This is a genomic window from Arthrobacter sp. KBS0702 (assembly GCF_005937985.2).
Taxonomy (GTDB): Bacteria; Actinomycetota; Actinomycetes; order Actinomycetales; family Micrococcaceae; genus Arthrobacter.
Genome location: NZ_CP042172.1, coordinates 855,886 through 874,460, shown reverse-complemented (window position 1 = coordinate 874,460; position 18,575 = coordinate 855,886). Strand labels below are relative to the sequence as shown.

Below are 18,575 nucleotides of genomic sequence, written 5' to 3'. Positions count from 1 at the left end.
TTCGAGAGAACCATGAAAACCACCCCCACACCCAAAGGCGCAAGGACAGATCCAGGTTCATATTCTTGGAAATTGCTTCTTATAAAAGATGCTCGCGTCCACTATGTAGTTCTCAAACAACAACCCCGTACCACACACCCCACACACCCCAAAAGAATGCATGCTCGCTGCAGCCGGGAAACCAGAAACACAAGTCCCGGACACCACAACCCCAAAAGGCCACGGACACCCGGTCCTGTTGTCTCAGGACCCAACAGTGTGCCAAACACTACCTGGCAGTTCATTCCGGCGAGCGTTCCAGGAACCCCCCGAGGGAGGAACCGTACTAACTGCCGGCCTGTGCCGCCAGGCACCTATTTGTTGATATTCCACCCGTGAGCACCCGCCGCAGAACTAGCGTCTGCGCAACGGGCGTACTCCTGACAACACCACCACACCCACATAACGCGGGGCGGGGTTGTTGTAGGTGCTCCTTAGAAAGGAGGTGATCCAGCCGCACCTTCCGGTACGGCTACCTTGTTACGACTTAGTCCCAATCGCCAGTCCCACCTTCGACAGCTCCCTCCCACAAGGGGTTAGGCCACCGGCTTCGGGTGTTACCAACTTTCGTGACTTGACGGGCGGTGTGTACAAGGCCCGGGAACGTATTCACCGCAGCGTTGCTGATCTGCGATTACTAGCGACTCCGACTTCATGGGGTCGAGTTGCAGACCCCAATCCGAACTGAGACCGGCTTTTTGGGATTAGCTCCACCTCACAGTATCGCAACCCTTTGTACCGGCCATTGTAGCATGCGTGAAGCCCAAGACATAAGGGGCATGATGATTTGACGTCGTCCCCACCTTCCTCCGAGTTGACCCCGGCAGTCTCCCATGAGTCCCCGCCATTACGCGCTGGCAACATGGAACGAGGGTTGCGCTCGTTGCGGGACTTAACCCAACATCTCACGACACGAGCTGACGACAACCATGCACCACCTGTGAACCGGCCCCAAAGGGGAAGGACTGTTTCCAGCCCGGTCCGGCCCATGTCAAGCCTTGGTAAGGTTCTTCGCGTTGCATCGAATTAATCCGCATGCTCCGCCGCTTGTGCGGGCCCCCGTCAATTCCTTTGAGTTTTAGCCTTGCGGCCGTACTCCCCAGGCGGGGCACTTAATGCGTTAGCTACGGCGCGGAAAACGTGGAATGTCCCCCACACCTAGTGCCCAACGTTTACGGCATGGACTACCAGGGTATCTAATCCTGTTCGCTCCCCATGCTTTCGCTCCTCAGCGTCAGTTAATGCCCAGAGACCTGCCTTCGCCATCGGTGTTCCTCCTGATATCTGCGCATTTCACCGCTACACCAGGAATTCCAGTCTCCCCTACATCACTCTAGTCTGCCCGTACCCACCGCAGATCCGGAGTTGAGCCCCGGACTTTCACGGCAGACGCGACAAACCGCCTACGAGCTCTTTACGCCCAATAATTCCGGATAACGCTTGCGCCCTACGTATTACCGCGGCTGCTGGCACGTAGTTAGCCGGCGCTTCTTCTGCAGGTACCGTCACTTTCGCTTCTTCCCTACTGAAAGAGGTTTACAACCCGAAGGCCGTCATCCCTCACGCGGCGTCGCTGCATCAGGCTTGCGCCCATTGTGCAATATTCCCCACTGCTGCCTCCCGTAGGAGTCTGGGCCGTGTCTCAGTCCCAGTGTGGCCGGTCACCCTCTCAGGCCGGCTACCCGTCGTCGCCTTGGTGAGCCATTACCTCACCAACAAGCTGATAGGCCGCGAGTCCATCCAAAACCACAATAAAGCTTTCCACCCCCCACCATGCGATGAGGAGTCATATCCGGTATTAGACCCAGTTTCCCAGGCTTATCCCAGAGTTAAGGGCAGGTTACTCACGTGTTACTCACCCGTTCGCCACTAATCCCCCAGCAAGCTGGGATCATCGTTCGACTTGCATGTGTTAAGCACGCCGCCAGCGTTCATCCTGAGCCAGGATCAAACTCTCCGTTGAAGTAAAACAGACACAACCAGGAACCCCGGGAAAACGGGATAACCAGGCTGCACAAAATTTGAAACCAGCTAAAAACACCAGACCACACCACGGGGTGGCGGATCCGGCAAATTCAACCAATTCAATACAATAAATTGGTATCAACAAACTTGGCACACTATTGAGTTCTCAAACAACAGACACACCCGGCACCACCACAACCCCTCAGGGCCGCGGATCGCTCCGGAGCAACTTTTCAAACTTACCCGCTCACACGGTCCTAAGCAAATCAACGTTTCCGCGATTACCAGTCCCACACAGCAGGCCCCCACCCGAAATCAGCACGCAAATTTGCGAACCATTTTCCAGGCCGTTTAGAAGGGGGTCGGTCGCTATCTTTCCGCATCAGCGGCGGCGACTCGAACTACTTTACACACCAACCCGACCCGGAACAAATCGACCCCCAAGGGGTGCCCCGCGACGTCATATTCGCTGGAATTACGCGGATTCCGGCCGCCGCAGCGGCCCCCAAACGGCCAGGCGGCCGACGTCGGGCTTCTATGGAGTGGGTCACACGACGGACGACCAAAGCTTGGGCATGCCCATCCAAGGGGTGCGCTGATAGGCGTAGGCTATCCATGCTTCCGCGCGGCACGTATCGAAACCCTGGCCGGCAGCGGCGAACCATCAGAACCGAACGGTGAAGGAGCCGGCATGGATACCCGGAAATTGAAATATTTCCTGGCCGTCGTTGACCACGACGGATTCAGCCGTGCCGCGGAGCATTTGCTGATCGCGCAGCCCTCCCTCTCCCAGACCATCGCCGGCCTGGAGAAGGAGCTCGGCGTCCCGCTCTTCCACCGGATCGGCCGACGCGCTGTTCTCAGTGAAGCGGGCAAGGAACTCGTCGGCCCCGCCCGGCTCGTCATGCGGGACCTGGATGCCGCACAGTCCGCCGTGCAGGCGCTGCGCGGCGTGCGCAGCGGGCGGCTGGACATCATCACCATGCCTTCACCGGGTATCGAGCCGCTGACGTCCATGATCGCCGAGTTTGTCCACGCGCATCCCTCGGTGCGCCTCAACGTCAGTGCCGCGTTTACGCCGGAAGAGGTCATCGAGTCCGTCCGCAGCGGCAGCTCGGAGATCGGCGTGGCCGGCTCACCCACCCCGATCCGGGTCCCGGGCGTGCAGGTCCTGGAGCTGGAGCGCCAGCCGCTCATCCTGATCGTCAACCCCGAGAAGGACACGTTCGGCCCGGGAACTGCAATTCAGCGTGAGGATCTGGGCGGACACCGGCTGATCGCCAGCCAGCGAGGCTCCCTGATGCGCTGGTTGGTCGACGATGCCGTGGCCCGCGGCGTCAGCACCGAAATCGTCGTTGAGGTGGCCCACCGGACCTCCATCCTGCCGCTGGTCCTGGCCGGTGTCGGACACGCCGTGATGCCGTCATCCTGGGCTCCCCTGGCGCACAAGTCCGGGCTCCGCACCCTGCTGATCGAGCCCGTCTCGCACCTCGACGTCGCCATCCTGAGCCGTAAGGAAGACCTCACCCCGGCCGCCCGGGCGTTCCTCAAAGTCGCGGAGCTTCACGCATCACTGGCAGCTCGTGGCCAGGACTCCGCCCCCGCCACCGGCCACGACGAGGACCACAACAGATAGGCAGAGCCTATTTGCGGTATCGATTCTTGGTCTTGGACGCCCGCCGCAGCCAGCCCGTTTACTTGAAGAGGACCAGCAGCGTGACGCTGCTAACACACTCAACGAGGAGGTAGGCACATGAGCGCCGCCCAGAAATTCAGCATTGCTTCCATCCCGGCCGACGGCGTCGGCAAGGAGGTCGTCTCCGCCGGCCGCCGCGTCCTGGAAGCCCTCGCCCGGAACTCCGACGGGAAGTTCGCCTTCGAGTGGACCGAGTTCCCCTGGGGCTGCGGCTACTACGAGAAGACCGGCCAGATGATGGACCCCCGCGGCCTCGAGGCCCTGAAGAACTTTGACGCCATCTACTTCGGCGCAGTCGGCTGGGAGAACGTGCCGGACCACATCAGCCTCTGGGGCCTGCGGCTGAACATCACACAGAACTTCGACCAGTGGGCCAACGTCCGGCCGGTGAAGTTCCTCCCCGGCATCCAGTCCCCGCTCCGCAAGGCCGACCACACCGAACTCGACTGGATGGTGGTCCGCGAGAACAGCGAAGGCGAGTACGCCGGACTGGGAGGCCGGAACCTCAGCGGCCGCGGACCCGGCAACGAGGTCGCGCTCCAGACGGCCCTCTTCACCGAAAAGGGCTGCGAACGGATCATCCGGTTCGCTTTCGACCTCGCCCGGACCCGCACGGTCAAGAAGGTCTCCTCGGTGACGAAGTCCAACGCCCAGCAGTACGGCATGGTGCTGTGGGACGAAACCTTCCAGCGGGTGGCCCTCGATTACCCGGACGTAGCGACCGAGAGCGTCCTGGTCGACGCGATGAGCGCGAAGTTCATCCTCAAGCCGGAGGACCTGTCCGTCGTCGTCGCCTCCAACCTCAACGCCGACATCCTCTCGGACCTCGGCTCGGCCCTGGCCGGCAGCCTCGGCCTGGCGGCAAGCGCAAACCTGAACCCGGAGCGCCGTTTCCCGTCCATGTTCGAACCGGTTCACGGGTCCGCCCCGGACATTGCGGGCAAGGGCATCAGCAACCCGATCGGCGCGATCGCCAGCGCCGCCCTGATGCTGGACCACTTCGGCCTGCATGAAGAGGCCCGCCAGGTGGAAGCCGCGATCGAGCAGACCACAGCGGCCGGTCATCTGACCCGCGACGTCGGTGGCGACGCCAGCACGGACGACGTCACCGACGCCATCATCGAGGCACTGACCCGCACCCTCGCCGCCGTCTAGCAGCCGCCGTCTAGCCACCGCAGCGCACGAGCCCCCACGAGCCCGGAGAGGGCGGCGGCGCGGCATACCGCCGTCGCCCTTTCCGCCACTTTTGTACACCAGACCAATCCAGCGATATTCCACAATGAGGTAGGAAGCATGGAACACATCACCACCGCCGGCGCAGCAACGCGGGCACCCAAGACACCCTGGTACCGGCAGTTGTACTTCTGGGTACTGACCGCCATTCTCATCGGCATTATCGTCGGCTGGCTCGCCCCGACCGTCGGGATCGCCATGGAACCCATCGGGACCACCTTCGTCAACGCCATGCGAATGCTCATCGGCCCCATCGTGTTCCTGACCATCGTGGGCGGCATCGCCAGCGTCGCCGACCTCAAGAAAGTGGGGATGACCGGGCTGAAGGCCCTCACCTACTTCCAGGTCGGCACCATCCTCGCCCTGATCTTCGGCCTCGTCGCCATCAACATCTTCCGTCTCGGCGACGGCGTCAATGCCAACGCGGGCTCCATCAAGACCTCGGACTCCGCGGCCAAACTCATCGACGCCGGGGCGAAGCAGGAATGGTGGCAGTTCCTCACCCACATCATTCCCAACAGCATCATCGGACCCTTTGTTGAAGGCGACATCCTCCAGATCATCTTCATCGCCGTCGTCTTCGGCATCGCCCTGAACGCCATGGGCAGGGTCGGTGCGCCCGTCCTGGACGGCGTCCAGCGCCTCACCGGTGTGATGTTCAAGATCCTGGGCTTCATCATGAAAGCCGCCCCCATCGGCGCCTTCGGGGCCATGGCCTTCGCAGTGGGAAAGTACGGGGTCTCCTCACTTACCAGCATGGGCGGCCTGATCGCCCTCTTCTACGTCACCTCCATCCTCTTCGTCGTGGTGGTCCTCGGCTCCGTCATGGCCTTCCTCAAGCTGAACATCTTCACGATGATCCGCCACCTCAAGGAGGAGTACCTGCTCATCCTCGGCACCTCCACCGCCGAACCGGCACTGCCGGGCCTGATGCGCAAACTCGAGCACGCCGGGGTGAAGAAGGAAACCGTCGGGCTGGTCGTCCCCACCGGGTACAGCTTCAACCTCGACGGCGCAGCCATCTACCTTTCGCTGGCCGCCGTCTACATCGCCCAGGCCACCAACACGTCCCTGAGCATCGGCCAGCAGCTTGGCCTCATCGCCGTGATGCTGCTGACTTCCAAGGGCGCTGCCGGCGTCGCGGGCGGCGGCTTCATTGCCCTGACCGCCACGCTGGCCACGATCGGCACCATCCCCGCCGCCGGCATCATGCTCATCTTCGGCATCGACAAGTTCATGTCGGAGTGCCGCGCGCTGGTCAATTTCACCGGCAACGCCGTCGCCACGCTCTTCATCGCCTGGTGGGACCGGACCCTTGACGCAGACCGGGCCCGTCGCGTCTTCGCCGGCGAGCTCGTCGAGCCCCTCCCCCAGGAAAATGCCGTCGCCAGCGACGAGGTCACCGACGTCGACGACGACGTCACCGCCTACGACCGCCGCCCCGCCTACTCGGAAACCAGCTGACATGCACACCACCACCGCCCCGAAAACCGTTCGCACCCTCATTGCCCCGGACAAGTTCAAGGGCAGCCTCACCGCCGGCGAGGTTGCGGACGCCCTGGCCGCGGGGCTCCGCTCGGCAGCCGGAGCGGGGAACGGAACGGTACTGTGCGAACTCCTGCCGCTGGCGGACGGAGGTGACGGCAGCGTCGACGCCGCCGTCACCTCCGGCTTCACCCGGCACCGCTACACGGTCGCCGGACCCACAGGCCAGCCCGTTCACGCCGGCATCGCGTTCGACGGCGCCACCGCCGTCGTCGAGGTGGCCAACACGTGCGGCCTCGGACTCCTGCCGGGCGGACGGCTGGAGCCGCTGGACGCCTCCAGCCGCGGCTTCGGCGAAGCGGTCCTCTTCGCCCTCACCCTCAAACCGGCCCGGATTGTCCTCGCCCTGGGCGGCAGCGCCAGCACCGACGGCGGCATGGGCATGCTCGCCGCCCTCGGCTGCACCTTCCTCGACGCCGAAGGCCGGCCACTCTACGGCAGCGGGAAGGACCTGGCCCGGGTCCACTCCGTCCACCGGAAACCGCTCCCCGAGCTGGCCGACACCGAGCTCATCGTGGCCAGCGACGTCACCAACCCGCTGCTGGGCGCCCAGGGTGCGGCGGCCGTATTCGGACCCCAGAAGGGCGCCGGGCCTGACGACATCGCCGCCCTCGAAGCCGGCCTCGAGCACTTCGTGGCCACGATGGACGGGGCGGGATTCCCTGACGCGACGGCGCTGGCCGGCCATCACGGCGCCGGGAGCGCCGGTGGAATCGGCTACGCGTCCCTGTTGCTGGGCGCCCAGCAGGTCTCGGGCGCGGACTACTTCCTCGACCTGTTGGACTTCGACACCCGCAAGGACGGCTGCGACGTCGTCATCACCGGCGAGGGCAGCATCGACGAACAAACCCTGGCCGGGAAACTTCCCGCCGCCGTGGCCCGGCGGTCCGGCTCCCGTCCCATCATCGCCGTCGCCGGCCGGTCCCTGCTGCCGAAAGACCGCTGGCCCGAGCTGGCCCTCACCCGGGTGTTTACCCTCGCCGACTACACCGAGCAGGACTCGTCCCATGACCCCCGGCTCTCCGCGGCACTGCTGCGCAGAATCGGAAAAGACATCGGAACGGCCCTCCTCTAGGGCCTACCGCTGCGGCTGCAGCGACTTGCTCCAGAGCACGGTGCCGGTGGCGTCGCGCAGGCTGGCGGTGAAGACGTCGTCGGCGCCCAGGTCCACGTGGCCGAAGAACTGGCTCTTGCCGCTGCGCGGGGATTCGTTGGCGTAGGCGCCGGCCTTGAAGAACGCCACCTCCGGCCCGAATGTCCCGTCCAGGGCGTTCGGGCCGAAGCTGCCGGCGTTGATGGGCCCGGCCACGAATTCCCAGAACGGGTCGAAGTCGGTGAACGCGGCGCGCTCCGGGGAGTAGTGGTGCGCGGCGCAGTAGTGCACGTCGGCGGTCAGCCAGACCACGTTCTTAACCCGGTTGCGCTTGAACGCGGAGAGCACCCCGGCGATCTCGAGTTCCTTGCCCAGGGGGGCGCCGGCGTCGCGGTTGGAGAGCGATTCCTCGTTGACGGGGCCGTCCGGGACCACCAGCCCCAGCGGCAAGTCTGCGGCGATGACCTTCCACGTGGCCTTGGACTTGCTCACCTCGCGGATCAGCCAGTCGGCCTGCTCCTGGCCCAGGATGTGGGTCAGGTGCGTTTCCTTGCCGTCGGTATTGGGGTCCTTGAAGCTGCGCATGTCCAGGCAGAAGATGTCCAGCTGCGGTCCGCGGCTGATCTTGCGGTAGATCCGGGCGGGCTCGAAGCCGGTGCCGCCGGCGCTGACGCCGGCGATGGGCTGGTACTCCTGCCAGGCCTGCCGGCCGCGGGCAGCGAGCACGTCCACGCGGCGTTCGGTATAGCGGGTGTCCGTGAGGATCTGGCCGGGGTACCAGTTGTTGTGCGTCTCGTGGTCGTCCCACTGCGCGATCACCGGGACTTGCGCGTACAGGGCGCGGATGTTCTTGTCCATCATGTTGTAGCGGTGCCGGCCGCGGAACTCGTTGAGGGTTTCGGCCACCTTAGAGACTTCCTCGGTGACGAGGTTGCGCCAGAGGCGGCCGTCCGGCTCGGTTACCTGGGCGCTGATGGGTCCGTCGGCGTAGATCGTGTCGCCGGAGTGGATGAAGAAGTCCGGCGCCGTGGCGTGCATGGCCGCGTAGCCGCGCATGCCGCCGATCTCCTCGTTGATGCCCCAGCCCTGGCCGGCGGTGTCGCCGCTCCAGACGAAGCTTTGGCCCCGGGCGGCGCGGCCGCTGCTGAGCTGCCCGGTTTCCGGGGCGGTGCTGAACGAGCCCTGCGCGGTCTCGCCGGCATTTCCGTCGGCGTCCTCGAAGTGAAGGCTCAGCGCGAAGTGGGTGCCGGCGGGCAGGTGCTCGGCGTTGATCTTGGCGGTGAAGTCGGTTGCCTCGGACGCGGCGCTCCCGCGCAGCACCCGCTGGAAGGCGCGGCCGCCGCGGAGCGGGGACCCGTCGTCGTCGACGGCCAGCAGGTTCGCCACGAGGGTGCCCGGGCCCGACGCGCGGGACCACAGCACGCCGGAGCCGGTGGTGACATCGCCGGTGGCAATGCCCGACGGCAGGGTCAGGCGGTTGCGCACCAGGGCGACGCCGGCGGGCCGGGCGGCGCTGGCCGCTCCGGCCGTTGCGGGGACGACGGCGGCGGCACCGGCGGCGGCCAGGGCACCTTTGAGGACATTGCGGCGGGTGATATCAGTCATGGTGTTCATCCTTGACTGCCCGCGTAAACCTGCGGTGGCGGGGGCGTGAACAGCGCCGGGCCAGTGGATTGAGTCGCTTACCGGAACCACAGGGTGGGCGGGAAGCTTCGGTTCGCCGAGGCGTACGGTTCGCTGGGCAGGTTGCCGGCTTTCCACGGTTCAGCGGACCTGACCTCGGGGGTGTGGCCGTGGCCGTCCCGCAGGATGGCGACGAAGGTGCCGGGGATTGCGACCAGCGCGGATCCGGCGAGGAGGACGGCGATTACTTCCATGGTGATGCACCTCTGATGTGGGTGGTGGGTGGATGATTTCAGTGTCGTCAGGCACCGTGTGAGCAGGCGTGTGAGCGGCGTTCCGGCGGTAAAATTGCCCGTATGGCCGACACCTGGATTCGGCTCCTCGGCCCGCCCCGGATCGAACCCCCTGACGCAGCAGCCCCCGCGGACTTACTGAGGGGCGTCACTCCCCCGGGCGCGGCTCCCCCGCAGCCCCGCGGCCGCAAGGCGTGGGCGGTGCTGGCGTACCTTGCCCTGAACCCGGCGGGCGCCGGCCGGTCCCGGACCGCCGCGCTCCTTTTTCCAGACGCCGCGGATCCCCTCGGCGCCCTGCGCTGGAACCTGTCCGAGCTGCGCCGGGTGCTTGGCGGGGCGGCGATCGCGGGCGACCCCCTCCGGCTGGAGCTGCGGCCGGGCTGGCGGTGCGATGTGCTGGAGCTGGGCTCCGTGGCTCCCAGGGGCGTGGATCCTGCCGGCTTCGAGGGCCAGCTGTTGGAGGGCCTCAACTTTGCCGACAGTCCGGTGTTCGAGTCCTGGCTCGCGGACCAGCGGTACCGGATGGAGAACGCGGTGCAGTCGCTGCTCTATGACGCGGCGCTTGCCGCCCTGGCAGCCGTCGTCCCGGCGGACGCGGCCGCGCTGGCGTCCCGGGCGCTGCGGCGGGATCCGTTCAATGCCGACTGCGCCGCCGTGCTGGTCAAAGCACTCGTGGCCCTCGGTGAGCAGCGTCGCGCCCGTGAGCAGGTGACCGCCTTCGGGGAGCTGTACCGCGCGGAGCTCGGGCTGCCGCTGCCGGAGGAGGTCCGCCGGGCGCTCTCCGAGGCCGGTCCCACCGCGGATTCCGGTACGCCTGCCAATGCGGCCACCGTGCGGTCCTACCTCGACGCCGGCGCCGCCTCACTCTCGGCCGGCGCGGTGGACCGCGGCCTCGCGCAGCTGCGCCTCGCCGTCGAACTGGCCCAGCGGGCGGGTGAACGGCACCTGCTGGCGGAGGCGCTGGTGACGCTGGCGGGGGCGGTGATCCATCAGGCGGGCGGCCGCGGCGCCGAGGTGGCGGACTTCCTGCACCGCGCGCTGACGGCGGAGGCGCCCGACGGCGGCTCCCGCACGGCTGCTGCCGCGTACCGGGAGCTGGGCTATCTGGCGGTGCAGCGCGGCGTCCCGGACCGGGCCGCCGGCTGGCTGGCGAAGGCGATGCGGGCGGCCAAGGGGTTCCCGGACGAGCAGTCGAGGATCCTGGCGATCCAGGGGATGCTCGCCTCGGACACGGCGCGGTACGGGGACGCGGAGGCCGCGCTGGGCGAGTCGGTGCGGCTGGCCGCGGAAGCGGGGAACCGCCGGCAGCAGGCCTTCGGCGAGGCGTTGCTGGGCCGGGTGTACTTGATCCGCGGCGAGCTGGTCCCGGCAGCGGCTTGCCTGGACCGGGCCCTGGCCGGGGTGGTGGCCGAGCACTGGACGGCGTTCGAACCGTTCGTGGCTGGGCTCCGCGGCGAGACGTACCTGGCGGCCGGCCGGCTCCAGGAGGCCGCGGCACTGATCGACCGGGCCTGGGTGATGGCCGAGCAGGCCGGTGACCACTGCTACATGGCCTTGGCGGCCGGGGCCGAGGCGCGGCTGTTCCTGGCGCACGGCGACCTGGCCGCCGCCGAACACTGGGTGGGCCGGGGCCTCGCACCCAGCCCCTGGTACCTCTGGTACTCGGCCCGGCTGCTCGACGTCGCTGCGGAAGTGGCGATCGCCGCCGGGTCGCCGCGGGCCTCCGAGTTCGCGGACCGGCTGGGCACGCTGGCCAGCCGGTCCGGGATGCGCGAGTTCGCGGTACGGGCCCAGTCACACCGAGCGGCCCTGGGTGATGCGGATGCGGCGGAATCCGCGCGGTGGCTGGCCAGGGAGATCGACAACCCGGTGCTGGCCGGCTGGTTGGCGCAGCGGCAAGAGAGGTGAGGCCGCCGCCTGGGTGAGGCGGCCGCCGACGTCGGGCGGTTGCTGTGCGGTTGCTCTATCACGTATGGCTGTTCTGACGGGCTCAAACTAGCCATAAGTGACAGAGCATCCGGGCGGTGCCCTGCTTAGAGGGAGGCGGCGTCGACGAAGGCGACTTGGCCGGCGTACTGCTGGTAGAGCTTGACGGCTTCGTCGACGTCGATGTTTCCGATGTCGAGGGAGACGGCGAGGCCCTCCAGCTGGGCGTTGGAGGTTTCGGCGGCGCTGACCCGGTCCGCGACGGCGCGGGAGGTGGCGAAGTTGGTGGCGAGGGCCGCGGCGACGGAGAGGATCACGGCGAGCAGGCAGAGGACCCGCCAGACGATCGAGTCCTCGCTGAGCGCGAAGAGGCCGGCGACGGCGTCGGTGAACCCGGTGCCGCCCACCGCGGGGCCGGCGGTGAGCGCGGCGGCGAGGCCGCTGCCAATGATGCTGATGTTGGAGAGTCGGTTCCGGCGGGGTCGTTCGCGGGCCAGGTAGGCGCGGATGGCGCGTTGCTTTTCGTCGATCCGGGCGGACAGCCGTTGCCGGGCGTCTGGTGTTTCGCTCATGGTGTGTGCCCGCTTCCCTCGCCGATCCCTGGGGCTCCGCGTGGTGGCGAACGCGGACAGCAACAGGATGCGCCCGGCCGGGGTTGGTGTCCAGAGGGCCGGCCCAGCACACCCGGGTTAAACAAAAGCAGGGCCCGTCCGGAGACGGGCCCTGCTAGAAACCTAACGGTTCCGGGTATCTAAGGAAATTAGATAGCCTGGATGTTGGTGGCCTGAGGACCCTTGGGGCCCTGCTCGGTTTCGAAGGAGACCTTCTGGTTCTCTTCGAGGGAGCGGAAGCCGGAGGAGTTGATCGCGGAGTAGTGCGCGAAAACGTCCTGCGAGGAGTCATCGGGGGAAATGAAGCCGAAGCCCTTTTCAGCGTTAAACCATTTGACGGTACCAGTAGCCATTATTTTTGTCCTTCGTGAAGGTGGAGGAACTGTCCCGACTTTCGGGTCCTCCTGTTTGGGGTGCTCAAAACCGCTGCTTCAGAAGAACACGGACTTTCGACCGTGCGTACTGCCTGAACTACGAACTGCATAAACACAACAACAAGATCTACTCTACAGGACGGATGGCCGGGCGGTTTACCACGCGTCATAAAGGGCGCCATTCACGACGCCGGCCCCGGTGAGCCCTCCGGCGCGAACCGGCTCAGATAGCCCAGTCTCGAACTATGCACGTGGGCGGCCATACCTTGCTCCGCGGCCTGGGCGTTCCCGGCGTCAATGGCCGCCATGATGGTGCGGTGCTCGCTCCAGGAACTCTTTCCCCGGGAATCGACGTCCGAAGCGTAGAGCCATTCGATCTTCCCCGAGATCTGGCGCAGGAGTGCCGTCAGGGAAGCACTTCGACTCAGCTCCGCGACGCCCAGATGGAAGCGGATATTGAGCTCTGGGAGCAAATCGATCCGTCCGTCGGCAATCGCCTGGTCTCCCTCTTCCAACAGGGCGGCAAGGTCCTTGCGGGTTTTCCACCAGGCCGGGTCGGGGCCGCCCGCGGCAAACTGCGCCGCCGCGTTGCGGGCGGCCCGCCGTGCGGTGGCCGCCTCCAAGGCTTCCCGGATGGCAAAGAGGTCATCTGCGTCATCGACCGGGATGGCAGAGACCGTTGACCCGGCGAAGGGTTTCGACTCAACGAAGCCCTCAACTTCCAGCGCCCGCAGCGCTTCCCGCACCGGTACCCGGGAGATACCGTACTTGTGCGCCAACGCCGTCTCAGTGATCCGGCTGCCCGCCGGGAGAACACCGAAAATGATGTCCCGCCGGATCTCGTCCTGGACGCGCTGCCGGGGGGCGTTTTCCGCGCTATCTAGCGAATGCTGCACCAGGAATGGCTCCAAGTAGTTCTCGGGTGTAGTCGGCGGACGGAGCCAGGAAGACCTGGTCCACGCTGCCCGATTCCACCACTTTTCCGGATTTCATGACCACCACATTGTGTGCGATCTGGCGGACCACGGCCAGATCGTGGGTAATGAAGAGGTAGCTCAGGCCCAGCCTATCCTGCAGGTCTCCCAACAGGTCCAGGATCTGTTCCTGGACCAGCACATCCAGCGCCGAGACGGCCTCGTCGCAAATGAGGACCTCGGGTTCCAAAGCGAGCGCCCGGGCGATCGCCACGCGCTGGCGCTGCCCGCCGGAAAGTTCATTCGGGCGGCGCTGGGCGACAGTGCGAGGAAGGGCCACCTGGTCCAGGAGCTCGCCCACCCGCTGCCGCCGGCTCTGCGGATTCCCGACGCCGAAGATCCGCAGCGGTTCGTCGATCAGTCGCTCGATCGAGTAGGTCGGATCCAGGGAGCCGAACGGGTCCTGGAAAACCGGCTGGACGATCCGGCGCAGGGCGCGCCGCTCGCGGACGTTGCTGGTGGCGAGGCTGCCGCCGTTGATGAGGGCCTCTCCTCCGGACGCGGTTTCGAGGCCCAGGACAATCCGGGCCACCGTGGTTTTGCCCGAACCCGATTCACCGACGATGGCGGTGGTGGTGCCGCGTTCGACACTGAAGGAGACATCGTCCACGGCCTTGACCACCCCGCCGCGCTGGCCCCGCAGTTTGAACTCCTTGAAGAGGTTCCGCACCGTCAGCACCGGAACCGGCGATGCCCCGGCGGCTGGCCCCGCCATCACCCCGACGCCGGGCAGCAGGCTGGCCGACGGCGCCGCGGCGACCAGACGGGCGGTGTATTCCTCCTGCGGGTCGAACATGATTTCCTGCGGTGTGCCGGTTTCGACGATCCTGCCGTCAGCCATCACGATGATCCGGTCCGTGCGGTCGGCGGCCAGTCCCAGGTCGTGGGTGACGAAGAGCAACGAGGTGCCACGGGCGTCCACGAGGGTTTGCAGGTGGTTCAGGATCTGCCGCTGCACGGTGACGTCGAGCGCGGAGGTCGGTTCGTCGGCGATCAGCAGGTCCGGTTCGCCGGCGAGGGCGATCGCGATCAGCACCCGCTGGCGCATCCCGCCGGAGAACTCGTGCGGGTACTGCCCGTACCGGCGGCCGGCGTCGGGGATCCCGGCTTCCGCCATCAGTTCGACGGCGCGCTTCTTCACGGCGGCCCGGCCGCGCAGGCCGTTGCTGACCAGGGCGTCCGCGATCTGCGCGCCGACCTTCATGGACGGGTTTAGATTGGACATCGGGTCCTGCGGGACCAAGCCGATCCGGGTGCCGCGGATGGCGCGCATCTGCTTCCCGTTCAGGTCAGCCAGATCCGTGCCGTCGAGCAGGATGGAGCCGTTGGAGATCCGGCCCGTGCCCGGGAGCAGGCCCAGGATGGCGCCGATCACGGTGGACTTGCCCGAGCCGGACTGGCCGACCACCGCCACACGTTCGCCCTTCTTGAGGTCAAAGCTGACGCTGTCCAGCACCGGGGCCCCGCCGTAGCTGACCTCGAGATTGCGAACGGAGAGAAGGGTTGTGTCCTTGGTGTTAACGTCCTGCTGCATAGCCCTGGGCTCCTCGTGGGTTGGCGGCGGCCTTCAACAGGCCGGATTCGGGATCGGAGACCACGCAGGAGAGCCGGCCGAGGGCCCAGTCTCCGGCGCGGGTGACAACGTGGCCGCGGCGCTCCAGCTCGTCAATGACGGTTTCGCCCAGCCGGTCCTCGACCACGGCGCCGCCCGGGGTCCAGGTCCGGGGCCAGAAAGACCCCGGGATGGAGGTGGTGTGCAACGCGGGGGCATCCACCGCTTCCTGCGGCGAGTACCCGCCCACCAGGGTCCGGAGCAGGTAGAGGAGCTGCCACTGGTCCTGCTGGTCGCCGCCCGGCGAGCCCAGCGCCGTGACCGGCTTGCCGTCCTTGAGGACCAGGGTGGGGGTCAGGGTGGTGCGCGGACGTTTGCCCGCGGCCAGCGTAGAGGGGGCGCCGTCTTCCAGCCAGGTCATCTGCAGCCGGGAGCCCAGGCAGAAGCCCAAGGCGGGAATGGTGGGCGAGGACTGCAGCCATCCACCCGAGGGGGTCGCCGAGATCATGTTGCCCCAGCGGTCAACCACGTCAATGTGGCACGTGTCGCCGCGGGTTTCCCCGGTCGGCATCACGGTGGGTTCGCCGACGCCGGCAAACATGGGCTCGCCTTTGCCGGCGTGCAACGGCGGCAGGTATTCGGTGCGCAGCGGCGGGAGGAACGGCTCGTGGCCGGGAACGGTGCCCGGGCGGAACTCATGCGAGGCCCGGTCGGTGATGAGTTCGCGCCGCTGGTCGGCGTACTCCGGGCTCAGCAGGTAGTCCAGCGGCACGGCGGCGTCGCCGTAGTACGCCTCGCGGTCGGCGATGGCGAGCTTTTGCGCTTCCAGGATGGTGTGGGCACCGAGGGCGGTGGAGGGATCCAGATATTCGTCCGGGAAACCGTCCAGGATCGCCAGAGTCTGCAGCAGGGCGGGGCCTTGGCCCCAGGGACCGGTCTTGGCGATCGTGTGTCCGCGGAATTCAAGTGTGGCGGCCGATTCGTAGGAGGCGCTGCAGGCCGCGAAGTCCGCTTCGGTGATGACCGCGGCGTGGTCCGTGCCGGAGGAGTGGCGGTGCGGGGTGGCCAGGAATTCGACGGCGGCCTTCGCCACGAAGCCCTCGCTCCATTCGCGCCGGGCGGCGTCGATCCGGGACTCGCGCGATCCGGCCCCTTCGGCCGCATCGCCGGCTCCGGCCGCGACCAGCCGGTCCAGGACATCGGCGTAGGCGACGTTCTTCACCATGTCCCCGCCGGACGGAATCTTGCCGTCCGGCATCCAGAGGGCGGCCGACGTTGGCCAGTGCTCCGTGAAGAGGTCCTTGACGGAAGCGATGGTGGTTCCCACCCGGTCCACAATCGGGTGACCGTCCCGGGCGTAGCCGATCGCGAAGGCCAGTACGTCGGCGAGCTCCCAGGTCCCGTGGTCCCGGAGCAGGAGGAGCCAGGCGTCGACGGCGGCGGGAACGGCCGCGGCCAGGCCGCCGGCACCGGGCACGAGTTCCAGGCCCTCGGCCAGGTAGTGTTCGCGGGTCGCTGCGGCGGGCGCCGGACCCTGCCCCATCAGGACAACGGGGTCGGAGGGAGCGTCTGCGGTGACGAAGACGCCGGTCATGTCACCGCCCGGGCCGTTCAGGTGCGGCTCCACGACGTGGAGTACAAAGGCGGCGGCGACGGCAGCGTCAAACGCATTGCCGCCGCGTTCCAGCACGGCCTGCGCGGACGCCGTCGCGAGCCAATGGGTGGAGGCGGTCATACCGAAGGTGCCTTGCAGGGTGGGGCGGGTGGTGAAGGAATCTGCGGGTGTGTAGGTCACGGGTTACTTTCGGCTCGAGGTTGCAGGGTCCAGGGCGTCGCGCAGGGCGTCCCCGAAGAGATTGAAGGCCAGGCAGATGACGGCGATACCGATGCCCGGGATGATTGCCGCGGTCGGCGAACGGAAGATGTACTGCTGGGCATCGGAGAGCATGATGCCCAGGCTGGGTGAAGGCGGCTGGATCCCCAGGCCCAAAAAGGACAGCAGGGCCTCCCCGATCACGGCGACCGGCATGATCACCGTGGCCTGCACGATCAGGGCCGAGGCGGTGTTGGGCAGGACGTGCCGGAAGATGATCCGGCCGCCGGAGGCGTCCATGGTTTTGGCGGCCAGCACAAAGTCGCTTTCCTTGATCCGCAGGGTTTCACCGCGGACCACCCGGATCATGGCGGGGATGTGCGCGATGCCCAGGGCGATTGCGGCGTTGCCCAGGCTGGGTCCGCTGATGGCCACCAGCCCCACGGCAATGATCAGGAACGGGAAGGCGAGGGTGACATCGGTGAGCCGGGAAATGATGACGTCCAGCCATTTCCAGTAGCCCGCCAGCAGTCCCAGCGGCGCGCCGACGAGAACCGAGAGCAGCACGGAGAGGACACCGACGATCAGCGAGGCACGGATGCCGAAGACCAAGCGGGAGAAGATGTCGCGGCCCAGGTCGTCGGTGCCGAGCAGGAAGCCGACGGTGCCGGGCTTCTGGAACGGGGTGTTGAAGTGCACCTGCGCGGGATCGTACGGCGCAATGAGCGGCGCGAAGAGCGCCACGAGGAGCACCAGGGCCAGCATGATGCCGCCGGCCAGGCCCAGCGGATTGCGGCGCAGGGAGTTCCAGATACGTCCGCGGGAGGAGCCCAGTCCTGCTGAGTCCAGCGCTACGGGGCGGATTTCGGTGATGGCCATTTAGTTGCCTCCTACTCGGATTTTCGGATTGATGACCGAGTACAGGATGTCCACCGCGAGGTTGATCACGATGTAGCTCACGGTAATGATGAGCACCACGGCCTGGATAACGGGATAGTCGCGGGTGAAGACGGCGTCGAGGGTGAGCTTTCCGAAGCCGGGCAGGGCGAAGATCCGCTCGGTGACCACGGCTCCGGAGATCAGGCCGCCGAGTTGCAGGCCCACGATCGTGACTACAACGATCAGGGAGTTTCGCAGCCCGTACCGGAACAACACACGGCCGGAGCTGAGGCCCTTGGCATTGGCGGTCCGGACGTAATCCGTGCTCATGGTTTCGATCATGGACGCGCGGGTCTGCCGGAGGATCACCGCGGCCAGGGCGGTGCCCAGGATGATGGCCGGCAGCGTCAGGTAGTACAGGCCCCGGACGGGGTCCTGCCCGACGTCGACGTAACCGGAGGCGGGGAACCAGCCGAGGTTGACGGCGAGATAGAGGATTGCGAGCAGGCCCAGCCAGAAGCTTGGCACCGAGAGGCCCACCAGGGCCACTGCGTTGGAGACCCACTCGGGCCAGCGGCCGCGGAAGCGCTCGGAGACGACCCCGAGGAGGATGCCGGCGACGACGGCGAGGACGATCGCGTAGGCGGCCAGCCAGAGGGTGACAGGAAGCGTGGTTCCTACCAGGTCCGTGACCGGGGTGCCCGTACGGGTGGACCGCCCAAGGTCGCCCTGCAAGAGCCGGCCGATAAAGGCGAGGTACTGCGCCGGGAGCGGCTGGTCCAGCCCGAGCTGGGCCCGGACGGCATTGAGTTGTTCGGGGCTGGCTTCCTCCCCGGCCATTGCGATCGCCGGGTCGCCGGGGAGTTGGCGGATCCCGATGAAGATGACCAGGGAGGCCAGGACCAGGGTGACAAGGGACTGCCAGAGTCGGGTCGAGAGATAGCGGATCATGGTGGGTC

General features: G+C 66.7%; 14 protein-coding genes and 1 rRNA gene. 5 read left to right on the top strand and 10 right to left on the bottom strand.

Translation table 11 applies throughout. From position 1 onward, the window contains the following. Nucleotides 1-477: 477 nt before the first annotated feature. Nucleotides 478-2,002 (bottom strand): 16S ribosomal RNA (locus FFF93_RS04050). 693 nt (nucleotides 2,003-2,695) lie between these two features. On the opposite strand from FFF93_RS04050, the gene FFF93_RS04045 reads away from it, so the two are divergent. The 4 genes from FFF93_RS04045 to FFF93_RS04030 all read left to right on the top strand — a co-directional run bounded on the left by FFF93_RS04045 (nucleotide 2,696) and on the right by FFF93_RS04030 (nucleotide 7,553). Next, the gene (locus FFF93_RS04045; RefSeq protein ID WP_261375285.1) at nucleotides 2,696-3,640 is read left to right on the top strand and encodes a LysR family transcriptional regulator; all 945 of its coding nucleotides are present in this window, start codon (nucleotides 2,696-2,698) and stop codon (nucleotides 3,638-3,640) included. Nucleotides 3,641-3,757: 117 nt separating this feature from the next. Further along, nucleotides 3,758-4,855 (top strand): tartrate dehydrogenase, encoded by a 1,098-nt coding sequence (locus FFF93_RS04040; RefSeq protein WP_138770053.1) that lies wholly within the window; start codon nucleotides 3,758-3,760, stop codon nucleotides 4,853-4,855. Between the two features lie 138 nt (nucleotides 4,856-4,993). Further along, complete coding sequence (gene dctA, locus FFF93_RS04035) at nucleotides 4,994-6,397, top strand: C4-dicarboxylate transporter DctA (protein ID WP_138770054.1); 1,404 nt, start codon at nucleotides 4,994-4,996, stop codon at nucleotides 6,395-6,397. A gap of 1 nt (nucleotide 6,398) precedes the next feature. Further along, nucleotides 6,399-7,553 carry a glycerate kinase gene (locus FFF93_RS04030; RefSeq protein ID WP_138770055.1) on the top strand — a complete coding sequence of 385 codons (1,155 nt, stop codon included), beginning with the start codon at nucleotides 6,399-6,401 and terminating at the stop codon, nucleotides 7,551-7,553. A 3-nt stretch (nucleotides 7,554-7,556) separates the two neighbouring features. Here FFF93_RS04030 and FFF93_RS04025 read toward each other — a convergent pair whose 3' ends face one another. Then, nucleotides 7,557-9,185 carry an alkaline phosphatase gene (locus FFF93_RS04025; RefSeq protein ID WP_138770056.1) on the bottom strand — a complete coding sequence of 543 codons (1,629 nt, stop codon included), beginning with the start codon at nucleotides 9,183-9,185 and terminating at the stop codon, nucleotides 7,557-7,559. 68 nt (nucleotides 9,186-9,253) lie between these two features. Then, nucleotides 9,254-9,448, bottom strand: a complete 195-nt coding sequence (locus FFF93_RS04020) for a hypothetical protein (protein ID WP_138770057.1) — start codon at nucleotides 9,446-9,448, stop codon at nucleotides 9,254-9,256. A gap of 102 nt (nucleotides 9,449-9,550) precedes the next feature. On the opposite strand from FFF93_RS04020, the gene FFF93_RS04015 reads away from it, so the two are divergent. Next, a complete protein-coding gene (locus tag FFF93_RS04015; RefSeq protein ID WP_138770058.1) occupies nucleotides 9,551-11,395 on the top strand; it encodes an SARP family transcriptional regulator in 1,845 nt (614 codons plus the stop codon). A gap of 125 nt (nucleotides 11,396-11,520) precedes the next feature. On the opposite strand, the gene FFF93_RS04010 is transcribed toward FFF93_RS04015, so the two are convergent. The 7 genes from FFF93_RS04010 to FFF93_RS03980 all read right to left on the bottom strand — a co-directional run bounded on the left by FFF93_RS04010 (nucleotide 11,521) and on the right by FFF93_RS03980 (nucleotide 18,567). Then, a complete protein-coding gene (locus FFF93_RS04010) occupies nucleotides 11,521-11,985 on the bottom strand; it encodes a hypothetical protein (RefSeq protein ID WP_138770059.1) in 465 nt (154 codons plus the stop codon). A gap of 188 nt (nucleotides 11,986-12,173) precedes the next feature. Next, nucleotides 12,174-12,377 carry a cold-shock protein gene (locus tag FFF93_RS04005; protein ID WP_011690916.1) on the bottom strand — a complete coding sequence of 68 codons (204 nt, stop codon included), beginning with the start codon at nucleotides 12,375-12,377 and terminating at the stop codon, nucleotides 12,174-12,176. A 203-nt stretch (nucleotides 12,378-12,580) separates the two neighbouring features. After that, the gene (locus FFF93_RS04000; protein WP_138770060.1) at nucleotides 12,581-13,294 is read right to left on the bottom strand and encodes a GntR family transcriptional regulator; all 714 of its coding nucleotides are present in this window, start codon (nucleotides 13,292-13,294) and stop codon (nucleotides 12,581-12,583) included. Then, complete coding sequence (locus FFF93_RS03995; protein ID WP_138770061.1) at nucleotides 13,275-14,906, bottom strand: ABC transporter ATP-binding protein; 1,632 nt, start codon at nucleotides 14,904-14,906, stop codon at nucleotides 13,275-13,277. Before FFF93_RS03995 ends, FFF93_RS04000 begins: the two co-directional genes overlap by 20 nt. After that, nucleotides 14,890-16,719: a gamma-glutamyltransferase family protein gene (locus FFF93_RS03990; RefSeq protein WP_138770062.1), complete on the bottom strand. Its 1,830-nt coding sequence runs from the start codon at nucleotides 16,717-16,719 to the stop codon at nucleotides 14,890-14,892. The genes FFF93_RS03995 and FFF93_RS03990 overlap by 17 nt, the downstream gene beginning before the upstream one ends. Before the next feature lie 3 nt (nucleotides 16,720-16,722). Beyond that, nucleotides 16,723-17,616 (bottom strand): ABC transporter permease, encoded by an 894-nt coding sequence (locus FFF93_RS03985; protein WP_138770063.1) that lies wholly within the window; start codon nucleotides 17,614-17,616, stop codon nucleotides 16,723-16,725. Next, a complete protein-coding gene (locus tag FFF93_RS03980) occupies nucleotides 17,617-18,567 on the bottom strand; it encodes an ABC transporter permease (RefSeq protein ID WP_138770064.1) in 951 nt (316 codons plus the stop codon). Nucleotides 18,568-18,575 lie beyond the last annotated feature (8 nt).